Origin of the sequence: Bordetella sp. 02P26C-1 (assembly GCF_009763255.1) — a bacterium.
GTDB lineage: Bacteria > Pseudomonadota > Gammaproteobacteria > Burkholderiales > Burkholderiaceae_B > Bordetella_A.
In genome coordinates, this window is record NZ_WSJB01000002.1 from 202,331 (window position 1) to 213,688 (window position 11,358).

Below are 11,358 nucleotides of genomic sequence, written 5' to 3' on the forward strand. Positions count from 1 at the left end.
AGTGTTACGTGATGACGTTTTCCGGAACCGAGTGCGTGGACTCGAGTTGGAGGCTGGCATACGTCCTGACCCATTCGATTGCCTTGCTAGCCAAGTTCGACAGTCCCGACTCGTGTCGGGTAATGATTCCTATGGTGCGTTCGGGGGCATTGCGCAGCCGGGCGATGTATAGCCCGGGCTCGAACACCAGCTGTGCCGCCGAGAGCGGCAGCAGCGCCAGGCCACAGCCCTGCGTCACGAATTTGCCTATGGTGGATAGCCCTTGAATCTCGAGAAACGGCCGAAACTGTTTGCCGCGCTTCATGAAGGCCAAGTCGATGTGCATGCGGGTGCCGGTACCGCGCGGCATCGAAATAATGGGCAAACGCTCCAGTTCCGACTCGGACCATTGCGTGAGCGTGCGCCCTTTCTGAATCATGTCGGAACCCAGCAGGACAAAGGGTTCACGCATGATTTCGATGTACGACAGGTCGCGATGCACCACGTCCAGCCCCGAGAGCGCAAAGTCGACTTTGCGCATGCGCAGCAGGTCCAGAGCGGTGTCGTTGATGACATCGTGAATGTTGATGATCAAGTTCGGCGATTCCAGTCGAAGTTCCGCGATCAACGGCGGCAGTAACGTGGCTGCTAAGGACGGCAACGCGGCGATGGCCAGCTTCTGCGACCCCCTGCGGGCGACCGCGGCCAACTCCGCGAGGCCGGCCTCGTAGTCCTCGATAATGCGGCCGGCCAACTCCAACAGGGTTTGTCCCTCGCGCGTCAGCGTAACGGTGCGCGTGGTGCGCTCGAACAGTTTGACGCCCAGCTTGTCCTCAATGCTTTTCACCATCTTGCTCATGGTGGGCTGTGTCACGAAGAACTTGTCGGCGGTCTGGACAAAGCTCAGTGAGCTCGCCAAGGATACAAAGATCCGCAGCTCGCGGGGGGTTAGATTCATTCCAATTTCCCATCAATGGCAGCAAAAACGGAATTTCTCGCGCAAGTCCTGAGCTTCTACCATAGTCCACACAACAATCGCCAGATGAGGGTCGGCATGCTCAGGTTGGACAACAAGGTTGCATTGGTCACGGGATGTGGCTCTTTGGGAGAAGGATGGGGCAACGGGCAGGCGATCGCGGTGTTACTCGCGCGTCAGGGCGCGCAGGTGTTCGGCACCGACCTGAATGAAGCGGCGGGACAGCGCACCGCGGACATTATTCGCCAGGAAGGCGGCAGCGTTGACGTGGTGGTCAGCGACTCGACGGATCCCGCACAGGTAGAGGCTGCCGTGGCCGCCTGCCTGGCTCGCCATGGACGTATCGACATTCTGATCAATAACGTCGGGCGTTCTGAACCCGGCGGACCCGTGGAACTGACCGAGCAGGCATGGGAGGATCAACTGAGCGTGAACGTGACTTCAGCGTTTCTCGCCTGCAAGCACGTGCTACCCATCATGGAAAAGCAAGGCGGGGGCTCGGTGGTAAGCATTTCTTCGATTGCGGGATTGCGTTATGCCGGCAAGCCCCAGGTGGGCTATGCGGCGGCCAAGGCGGCGCTCATGCAGTTCACCCGAACCACTGCCGTCATGTACGCGCCAAAGGGGATACGCCTGAATTGCGTGGTGCCCGGGCTGGTCTTTACCCCGCTGGTGAAACGACTGGCGGACAAGTACGCCGGGGGGGACTTTGATGGATTTGTCGCGCATCGCCATCGTCAGGTGCCGATGGGGCACATGGGCGACGCGTGGGATGTGGCGCACACCGCGTTGTTCCTCGCTGCTGATGAGAGCAAGTACATCACCGCGCAGGAGATCGTGGTCGACGGCGGCATCACGGCGGCGACGCGCTAGGCGGCGATGAGCGTCCTAGGGCGCGTGCACGTGGGTAAAAATCAAAGAGGAGACGTCATGGGTAGGCTGGAAGGCAAGGTGGCAATCGTGACCGGCGCGGGGTGCGTCGGTCCGGGCTGGGGAAACGGCCGGGCGATCGTCTATCGGTTTGTCCAAGAGGGCGCGCGCGTTTTCGCGGTGGACCGCGACGCAGCCGCCATGGGCGAAACCGTGGACAGGGTGCGGGAAGCCGGCGGCGAGGTCTGCACTCATGAGTGCGATGTGACCGATACGGCCGCGGTGCAAGACATGGTGCGCGCTTGTCTCGACACCTACGGCACGGTCGACATTCTCGTCAACAACGTGGGCGGCCCGCGCCCCGGTGGCGCCACAGCGCTCTCCGAGGAGGATTGGGACCAGCAGATCGCCTTGAACCTCAAGACCGTTTTCGTCGTCAGCAAGGCGGTGATTCCCACCATGGAAAGCCAGGGATCGGGCGCCATTGTGAACATCGCCTCCACCTCGGCGATTCGCTGGACTGGCGCACCGCAGATTGGCTACGCGGCCGCCAAAGGCGCTGTGGTCCAGTATGGACGCGTGGCCGCTGTTGAGCTCGCCCACAAAGGTATCCGGGTCAACTCGGTGCTTCCGGGCCTGATGCACACCCCTTTGGTCGATGCAGTGTTGGCGAAGACGCAGGCCCAGGGCGATGTGCAGGCTTTGCTCGCGCGGCGTCTAAAGCGCATTCCTCTCAATTTCATGGGCGATGGCCTGGATACGGCCAACGCCGTGCTGTTTCTGGCTTCGGACGAAGCGCGCTTCATCACAGGCACCGAGCTGGTCGTCGATGGCGGCATGAGCGCACGCTGCGATTGATCTCGCCTCGCTCGGTTCAGCCGTTATACCGGATAAGCATGCCGTCGCCGGCGCGGCGGCATGAGGCAGATGTAGCACCACTCGAACTACAACGGAGACAATAATGCGCATCAAATGGTTGATCACACTCTGCACCGCGGCACTGACCTCGACCGCCGCCACGGGCGCGCTGGCCGCTACCGATTTCCCCGTGCGCCCCATTCAGGTCGTCATCCCGTTTCAACCTGGCGACACCGACAATATGCTGCGCCCGTTTCTGGAGCGGATGAACGAATTCCTGAAGCAGCCCATGGTGCTGCAATACAAACCCGGCGCGGGCGGCGGGGTGGGTGCGGGGGCTGTTGCAACCAGTGCGCCTGACGGTTATACCCTGGTGGGCACGTCGCCGGGGTCGATCGTGGTGGTGCCCTTGGCCAACGAGGAAGTGAAGTACACCCCAGAGGATTTCACGCCGGTGGCGGCGCTCTCTGAGGGCGGCCTGATGATCGTCGTGCCGTCGAGCTCTCGCTGGAAATCCGTCGACGACCTGGTCAAGTATTCCAAGAGTCATCCGGAAACGATCACTTTCACCAGCTCCGGCGCTTTGGGCATCACGCATCTGCTGGCGGAAGCCTTTACCAACACGGCGGGTGTGAAATGGCGTCATATCCCCTACAAAGGCAGCGCCCCGGCGATCACGGCCTTGCTGGGCGGTCATGTGGACATGGCGTCGACCGCCATCGCGCCGGCTCAGGCGCACATTCAGGCCGGCACGTTGCGTCCATTGGCGGTGTTCGGCGAGACACGGCTGAAGGCGTATCCGGATGTCCCCACGCTCAAGGAGCTGGGATATGACATCGGCAGTCCGACGTATTACGGCATTTCAGCGCCCAAGGGAACGCCGCCGGAGGTCGTGAACAAGATCTACGAGGCCGCCAAGCAGGTCTCCGACAAGTACGGGGATGAGATCGCCAAGAATTTGGCCACATTCGGTGCCCAGCCCATGGTGCTCGGGCCCCAGGAGTACAAGGACTATCTGCAGGGCCAGAAAGCCCTGTTCTCGGCCACGATCCAGAAAATGCAATGAGATAAACGGGCGTCCCTTGCGGTCCGGGGACGCTTGTCGCACAAGGAATTGCCATGGCAGCTCAACGGAAAGTCATCATCAGTTGCGCCGTGACGGGCGCAATTCATACCCCCTCCATGTCGCCCCATCTCCCGGTGACCGCGGACGAGATCGTCAGAGATTCTCTCGCCGCCGCCGAAGCGGGCGCGGCGATTCTGCATCTGCATGCGCGCGACCCCAAGGACGGCCGTCCGACTCAGGACCCGGCGTTTTTCCGCGCTTTCCTGCCTCGGATCAAGGCCGAGACGAACGCGGTGATCAATATCACGACCGGCGGCAGTCCCCATATGACGGTCGAGGAACGCATGCGCCCGGCCATGGAGTTCGCGCCCGAGGTGGCCTCGCTCAACATGGGGTCGATGAATTTTGGCTTGTTCCCGATGCTGCAGCGCTTTAGCGAGCTGCGGCATCCCTGGGAACGCGACCATCTGGAGAACAGTCGCGATCTGGTGTTCAAGAATACCTACCGGGATATCGAGGTCATCCTTACCCGGGGCAGTGCGAATGGCACGCGGTTCGAGTTCGAGTGCTATGACACCAACCACCTGTACAACCTCGCCCACTTTGTGGACCGGGGGCTGGTGCCGGGCAAGCCGTTTATTCAGACCGTATTTGGCATTCTCGGTGGGATAGGGCCCCATCCCGAAGACTTGCTGCATATGAGGCGTACCGCGGATCGACTGTTCGGGAAGGATTACGAGTGGTCGGTTCTGGGAGCGGGGCGTAATCAGATGCCGCTGGCGACGATAGGACTCGCGTCCGGGTCACATGTGCGGGTCGGGCTGGAAGATTCGCTGTGGATTGGGCCAGGACAGCTGGCCGCTTCGAACGCGGACCAGGTCAAGCGGATCCGCCTGATTGCAGAGGCGTTGAACTTGCAGATTGCTACGCCGGACGAGGCCAGAGAGATCCTCGGACTGAAAGGCGGCGGCAACGTGGCGTTCTAAGGGCTTTAGCGGGCTTCTGGCGCGTTTATTTCTGGCGGGTGGGCCCCAGGGCCCGGTAGGCCTCTACACGGGCTCTCCGGGCTTTTTTGCATCGCGGGGTTATCGCGGGTCGTCGGAATGGATTCCCAAGGCTTCCAGGAAGCGCGAAACCATGTTGTAGGCGGCCACGGTGGCCACCAGTTCCACGATTTCTTGGTTGTCAAAATCCGATTTCAGGCCTTCAACGAGCTTGGGGTCGACATGGACCTGCCGGGTCATCTGGTCTGTCAGGGCGAGCACGCGCTTTTCGGTCTCGTTAAAGGCATTGGATCGCTCCCAGTCTGCCAGGGCGTCGACCTGCTGCTGCGTCACGCCCTCCTTCAAAGCGATCGGGATATGCTGATCCGCTTCGTACTGAGCCCCGTTGATCTGCGCGACTCGTACGATGACGAGCTCTCGAATCGCGCCGTTGAGCTTGGCCTTTTGGCGCACCGCTGTCAGGTAATTGAGCCAGCCCTCGGCGATCGGGGGGCTATTCAAAAGCATTTGATACAGGTGCAGGACGCTGCCGCGTTCTGCCACGATGCGATCAACTAAAGGCTTGACGTCGCCACTGTTCAAGTCTGCATAAGGGATACGAGCCACGGTTTTCCTTCCTCCTTGTTAGCGTGGCTTGACTGTACATGGACTGTTGTCCACGGAGAAATTCCGGGTTTGCGGGCAGAGATTCCCAGGGCGAATGAATGTGGGGGAGGGAGAACAATATTGGGTACTTTGCCTGGGCGAGGGTGATTGCCAGTCTGGGGTTGGTGGCGTGCGGCTAACTTACGACTCGGTAGGGGAGGGTGCTGAGGCCGTAAACGTGCCACTGTCGCATGGGGATATGGGGTTCGATAAGGTGCCGACCAAGCGAAATAGCATTGTTGATAACTAATATTATCAACAGTGCCATTTAGGCAGAATTTTTCGTTCTCTATGAAATGGTCCAGCTCGTAACATGGCAAAAGACGATGCGGAATGGGCCGGTTTCGCTCAGGAAGCTGCCATGGAAGCCCGGGCTTTGATACGGGCTAGCCAATACGGCAGGAGCAAAGAACCAACTAGCATGGCCAGCAGTGCCAGGGTGATCGGTCTGCCTAGGATGTATGAGAATTGGCCCCCGCTGATCTGGTAACTGCGCAGCAACTCCGATTCCGCCATGCCTCCTAGCAGCATACCGATGACAGCGGCAGCCACTGAGTAACGATATTTGCGCAGCACGAAGCCGACGGCCGAGAAAACGAGTAATGTGGTTGGCCCCGTGAGATCCCCAGTAATCCCAAAGCAGCCGAACGTTGCCATGACCAACACGGACGGGCCCAGCACAGTGCGAGGCACGCGGACGATAGTGGCCAATAGCGGCAACAACAGCAGTCCCACGATAAGGAGCAGGATGGCTTGCGCTATGTTGGCCAGAATAATGGCGTAAATGACGTCGGCCTTCTCGGCCATGAAGCGAGGTCCGCCCGTGACGTTATGTATGCTGAACGCGGCAAGCAGCACCGCAGTGCCGGCCCCGCCGGGAATGCCCAGGGCAAACAGACTCACCATGCCGCCGCCTTCCGAGCTGCTGTTGGCCGATTCCGAAGCGGCGAGGCCGTCCGGGTTGCCTTTGCCAAAAGACCCTGGATCTTTGCTGCGCCGTTTCGCGCTGCCGTAAGACACCAAGTTGGCAACCGAAGAGCCCACCCCTGGCACCGCGCCGACGATTGTGCCAATCAAGCTGCCGCGTATGATCGTTCCCATCCTGCCTCGCGATTGGCCCAAGCCGCGAACCACACCGCGCAAGTCGATCGCCTTGGTATGCTGGGAGCCGGAGATGGCGGCTGCCTTGGGCAAGCCAAATAGCTCCGACGCGGCGAACATGCCGATCATGGCGGGGATAATCGCGACACCATCCAGCAGGTAGGGGCTGCCAAACGTACCGCGAATTACCCCGGTGGCGCTCATGCCGATGGTGCCCACTAGCAGCCCCGCCACGCCGATCAGCAGGCTGCGGATCACGTACCCTTCGCCCAACGTAGCGATGAGAGTAAGCCCCCATAGAATGATGACAAACATCTCTGTGGGTCCGAGGCTCAACACCACGCCGGTCAATGGCTGGATTAACAGCATCAGAACGGTATAACCGAGGATGCATCCGATACATGACGCGCCTAGCGCCAATCCGAGCGCCTCATTATGCAGGCCCTTGAGCGTCATGGGATAACCATCGAAGGTCGTCGCCACTGCGGAAGAGGTTCCGGGAATGTTCATGAGCAGCGCGGTGATACCGCCTCCGAACATCCCGCCGGTAAATATGGCGGTGAGAAAGAGAATGGCTGTTAGAAAATCCAGTGCGAAAGTGATCGGCAGAAACATCGCCATCGCCATGCTGGTTTGCAGCCCCGGGATCACGCCGAACACCAGGCCGATAATCAAACCCGGGATGACCAATGACCATGTGGTCCAGTCAGTAAACAGTAGCGCGAAGCCATCGGCAATCGCGGAGAAGTCGAACATCGCTGGTACTCCTCAGATGAAGAGGGTGTACAAGGGGTAAGGCAAGATGGACTTGAATAACCAGGTGGCAGCGGCGGCGAAGACGAGGGCGTAACCTAGGATGAACCAGATTCGCCGTTCGCCATTGAGATATAGCGCGGCGGCGAGAAAGAGCGCCGATGCGCCATCCATTCCTGCCAGGGGGATGAGCAGGATGTAGATGGCGAACAGCATCAGCATGAGAAAGGGGCGACACCTGTCCAGGCGTGACGGCTGCACCTCGGCATCGGCGGTCGCCTCTTCAGGCGGTGGCGCTATCGGCTTGCGGGCGTCGTTGATGATGCTGGCAATGGTCAGCAAGCAAAGCAGTAAGCCGAGAATCGAGGCAGGTAGGACGAGGATAAGATTCCCGACCTTGGTGGATGCATTGATTGCATCGAACAAGTACAGACTGATGACAGCGGCAATGCCCACAACAACAATGATGTGTCGCCAGTCCACCCGTGCAGTCCAGTGTCTGTTTTCCATTGTCTCTCGTCCAGGGGTAACAGGGCGAAGTGGGCTATTTCATGACATCCCGGTATTTACTGATGATTTCGTAATTCCGGTTCATGACATCGGTGGTTTTCTCAGGCCCGAGCCAGTCCGCGCCCATCTTCATTTTCTTGAGCTGCTCAAGATACTTTTCATTTTTCAGTGTGCGTTCGTAGGCCGATACGAATTTGGCAAAGCGTTCGGGATACTTTTGCTTGAACTTGGCAGAGGTGGCCACGCCACGGATAGAGCCGTCGAGCAACGGAATTTCAATACCCATAGGTTTGAGGGCCTCGTTGACCAATGGAGCCTCGTTCCAACCCTCGACGGGTCGATCACTCACGATTGCGAGCGGGCGCACCCGATCACGTATCCCCTCGCTGCCCTCCGCTGACAAGATGGTGAAGTCCACTTGTCCGCCCGCTACTGCCGAACGTGCCTGCCCGCCACTTTCATAGGTCACTACGTTGAGATTCTTGGCCGGGATGCCGGCCGCTTCGAGCAGCAGGTACGTGGTGAGCTGGCCGGCGGAACTCGGAACCACGCTGACGCTGTGCTTGCCGGGATTGGCTTTGATCGACTCCAACAATTCCGGCAAGGTTTTGAAAGGCCGGTCATTGTTCACAGCGATCAGATCATAGTCTGACCACTGCGCATTGACGAAGCCGAAATCGTCCAGCTTATAGCTGGCGTTCGTATGCACGATAGAGTTGGCCAGATAAGGTGAGAGCGAGGTCGACAGCATCGTATGGCCGTCATCGCCCTGCGCGAGCACGTAGGTCGCCCCGAGCTGTCCCCCGGCTCCCGGGCGGTTGACGACGACGACCGGTTTGCCCAGTTCGTCACCGAGATATTGCGCGAGCAACCGAGAGAAGCGGTCGGCGCTGCCGCCCACGCCGAAGCCCACGACCAAGTTAACCGGTTGGCTGGGCCAATCATCGGCCGCGGCCGCGCGCGACTGGGCCACCAATGACGAAACAGCGAAAACACAGGTGGTGCCAAGAACGAACAGACGGCGGGATAGCTGATTTTTCGGTGACATGTCTTCCTCCTGATTTTTATGGTGCTGCTGCAGCCACGATAAGTTTGGGGGACAATATTGTCAACAAAATAGGCGTTTATTATTTATGTGACGTTAACGTAAATTATTAAGAATCAAGGGCTTATACCTATAGTCGTCGCGCATCGCTTAAATTTTATGCTTGAGTTTCCCTAAAATTGTCAGCAATATGAACGAATCAGATACAGCTACACCGTCGCTAGCAAGCAATGAAACCTTGTCGGACCGGGTGTACGAAATGATGGTCGACGCCATTATTCGCGGCGAATTCGCGCCGGGCTCGCGCCTCATCGAAATGGAATTGGCGGAGCGTTTCGCTGTCAGTCGGGGTCCGTTGCGTGAAGCGATGCGCCATCTCGCCGACCGGCGCCTGATTATGCGAACCGCCAGGCAGGGTGCGCGAGTCAGCGAGCTGTCGGCGCAGGTATGGGAGGAAATCTCCACCGTGAGAGAACTGCTAGAAAGCGCGGCGTGTCGATTGGCAGCCGAGAACATGAGTGATGAGGAGATCGAACAACTCGTCGATATCGTGGAAGGCGACGCCAAGCTAGTGGCTAGTGGCCGGGCCTATTACCGGCGCGAGGATGTGCTCGACGTGCACTTTCGAATTGTGCGCGGGGCCCGCAACTCCATTATTGAAGACATTCTCGGTAGGAATTTGTACCCGCTGATCCGGATGTACCGCTACCAGCATAAGCTGGTCGAGGGCCGGGCCGAGCGCGCATTAAAGGAACATCGAGCCATCATCGAAGCGATCAGCCAGCGTGATGGAGAACTCGCACAGCTGTTGATGAAACGTCATCTCGCCACTTCACGTCATCTGGTACTGGAGGCGATTTCGTCCGAGGTGGCGACGGCACAGTGAGCGGTCTAAAGAGGGAAGGGAGGAAGTATGAAGATGTCGAAGCGGTTGCGCGACATGATCGCGCGTTCACAAGCGCTTGTCGCGCCGGGCGCCTATGATGGACTGAGTGCGCGCTTGATAGCACTGGGCGGATTTGAAGCGGTATATGCCAGTGGTGGCGCGATTGCCCGAAGCACGGGCATTCCTGACCTCGGCTTGATGAGCTTGGCCGAAGTGGTGGATCGACTGACCACGATGGTCGACGCGGTGAGCATACCCATCATCGCTGACGCGGACACCGGATACGGCAATGCGCTTAATGCCCAACGCACGGCCAAGGCGTTCGAGCGCGCCGGCGTGGCAGCGCTGCATCTGGAAGATCAGCAGTTTCCGAAACGCTGTGGTCACTACGATGACAAGGCTATTGTTCCGGCTCACGAGATGACGCAGAAAATCAGGGCCGTGCGCGATGCACTGAGTGACGATGATTTCGTAATCATCGCTAGAACGGACGGACTGGCAGTGGAAGGTTATGAGCGCACAATCGAACGCGCCCATCAGTACATGGAGGCCGGCGCGGACATGATTTTCGTCGAAGCGCCCACGACTGTAGAAGAAATCGAGGCAGTCGCCCGCGATCTGCCCTATCCCAAGTTGATCAACATGTTCAAGGGCGGCAAAACACCCTTCGTGCCAAGCGAACGTCTGGCAGCACTGGGTTATCGGATCGTGATCGTGCCGAGTGATTTGCAACGCGCGGCGATCAAGGGGATGGAGATCGCCTTAGAGGCAATCAGATCCGGCAAGGAAGATCATCCGGGCTATGACGCCATGGTGAGCTTCAAAGAACGCGAAGCACGCATTGGCACCACCGCCTACCTGGAGAGGGAAGCGCGGTACGCCAGTTAACTCATCCACAGCAAACAATAATCACGGAGACAACGATGGGTAATTCGAATGATAGTTTGAAGGTGCTGCGCCAGTTCGAATTCAACAATAAAACTTATCACTACTATAGTTTGCAAGCCGCGGCGGCCAACGGCGCAAACGACATCATGGCCCTACCTCGGTCGCTGAAGGTCCTTTATGAAAACATGCTCAGGCATGAGGACGGGGTAGCGGTCACCCCGGAACATCTGACTACGTTCTATTCAGCGGTTCGCGCCAAACGTTTCGACCAGGAAGTGTTTTTTCATCCGACGCGCATTTTGATGAATGATTCGGCGGGAATACCTCTTATGGCGGATCTGGCTGCGCTCAGAGCTGCAGTCGCTCGCAATGGCGGCAATCCCGATCGCATCAATCCGCAAATCCCGGCCGACATGGTGGTGGACCATTCGGTCATGGTGGATGTAAGCGGCGAAGCCCGCGCGTTTGAGCAAAATTTGGATATCGAATTCGAGCGCAACGACGAACGCTACCGCTTCCTGCGCTGGGCGCAGCAGGCGTTCGACAATTTCCGAGTCGTGCCACCAGGTACGGGCATCTGCCACCAGGTAAATGTGGAATTTCTGGCGCGCAGTATCTGGACGGAAACGGCTGGCGACCGTGTGATGATCTATCCGGAAACCCTGCTAGGAACCGATAGCCATACGCCGATGATCAACTCGCTAGGTGTTTTGGGCTGGGGTGTGGGGGGCATCGAAGGCGGGGCGGCGATGTTGGGGCAGCCCATCACCATGGCTT

At 58.8% G+C, this 11,358-nt stretch carries 12 protein-coding genes; 7 read left to right on the forward strand and 5 right to left on the reverse strand.

All coding sequences use genetic code 11. The features are described from left to right. Positions 1-4 precede the first annotated feature (4 nt). A complete protein-coding gene (locus GOQ28_RS01935) occupies positions 5-937 on the reverse strand; it encodes a LysR family transcriptional regulator (RefSeq protein ID WP_160355213.1) in 933 nt (310 codons plus the stop codon). A gap of 96 nt (positions 938-1,033) precedes the next feature. On the opposite strand from GOQ28_RS01935, the gene GOQ28_RS01940 reads away from it, so the two are divergent. The 4 genes from GOQ28_RS01940 to GOQ28_RS01955 all read left to right on the forward strand — a co-directional run bounded on the left by GOQ28_RS01940 (position 1,034) and on the right by GOQ28_RS01955 (position 4,735). Continuing rightward, positions 1,034-1,828: an SDR family NAD(P)-dependent oxidoreductase gene (locus tag GOQ28_RS01940; RefSeq protein WP_160351294.1), complete on the forward strand. Its 795-nt coding sequence runs from the start codon at positions 1,034-1,036 to the stop codon at positions 1,826-1,828. Positions 1,829-1,885: 57 nt separating this feature from the next. After that, the gene (locus GOQ28_RS01945) at positions 1,886-2,683 is read left to right on the forward strand and encodes an SDR family NAD(P)-dependent oxidoreductase (RefSeq protein WP_202109487.1); all 798 of its coding nucleotides are present in this window, start codon (positions 1,886-1,888) and stop codon (positions 2,681-2,683) included. Between the two features lie 103 nt (positions 2,684-2,786). Next, positions 2,787-3,749 carry a tripartite tricarboxylate transporter substrate binding protein gene (locus GOQ28_RS01950; RefSeq protein WP_160355214.1) on the forward strand — a complete coding sequence of 321 codons (963 nt, stop codon included), beginning with the start codon at positions 2,787-2,789 and terminating at the stop codon, positions 3,747-3,749. 53 nt (positions 3,750-3,802) lie between these two features. Beyond that, complete coding sequence (locus GOQ28_RS01955) at positions 3,803-4,735, forward strand: 3-keto-5-aminohexanoate cleavage protein (RefSeq protein ID WP_160355215.1); 933 nt, start codon at positions 3,803-3,805, stop codon at positions 4,733-4,735. Positions 4,736-4,834: 99 nt separating this feature from the next. On the opposite strand, the gene GOQ28_RS01960 is transcribed toward GOQ28_RS01955, so the two are convergent. The 4 genes from GOQ28_RS01960 to GOQ28_RS01975 all read right to left on the reverse strand — a co-directional run bounded on the left by GOQ28_RS01960 (position 4,835) and on the right by GOQ28_RS01975 (position 8,810). Further along, the gene (locus GOQ28_RS01960; RefSeq protein WP_160355216.1) at positions 4,835-5,359 is read right to left on the reverse strand and encodes a carboxymuconolactone decarboxylase family protein; all 525 of its coding nucleotides are present in this window, start codon (positions 5,357-5,359) and stop codon (positions 4,835-4,837) included. A gap of 387 nt (positions 5,360-5,746) precedes the next feature. After that, entirely contained in the window at positions 5,747-7,255 is a 1,509-nt protein-coding gene (locus GOQ28_RS01965) for a tripartite tricarboxylate transporter permease (protein WP_160355217.1), read from the reverse strand. Between the two features lie 12 nt (positions 7,256-7,267). After that, on the reverse strand, positions 7,268-7,762 hold the full coding sequence (locus GOQ28_RS01970; RefSeq protein WP_160355218.1) for a tripartite tricarboxylate transporter TctB family protein: 495 nt from the start codon (positions 7,760-7,762) through the stop codon (positions 7,268-7,270). A gap of 34 nt (positions 7,763-7,796) precedes the next feature. After that, a complete protein-coding gene (locus GOQ28_RS01975; protein WP_160355219.1) occupies positions 7,797-8,810 on the reverse strand; it encodes a Bug family tripartite tricarboxylate transporter substrate binding protein in 1,014 nt (337 codons plus the stop codon). A 187-nt stretch (positions 8,811-8,997) separates the two neighbouring features. Between GOQ28_RS01975 and GOQ28_RS01980 the strand changes: the two genes are divergently transcribed. From GOQ28_RS01980 to GOQ28_RS01990, 3 genes are all read left to right on the forward strand, one after another. Further along, positions 8,998-9,693, forward strand: coding sequence for a GntR family transcriptional regulator (locus GOQ28_RS01980; RefSeq protein ID WP_160355220.1), 696 nt, complete (start codon positions 8,998-9,000; stop codon positions 9,691-9,693). A gap of 27 nt (positions 9,694-9,720) precedes the next feature. Continuing rightward, a complete protein-coding gene (locus tag GOQ28_RS01985) occupies positions 9,721-10,581 on the forward strand; it encodes an isocitrate lyase/PEP mutase family protein (RefSeq protein ID WP_160355221.1) in 861 nt (286 codons plus the stop codon). Between the two features lie 62 nt (positions 10,582-10,643). Further along, the coding region (locus GOQ28_RS01990; protein ID WP_336603719.1) for an aconitase family protein at positions 10,644-11,358 on the forward strand (715 nt) is incomplete at its 3' end.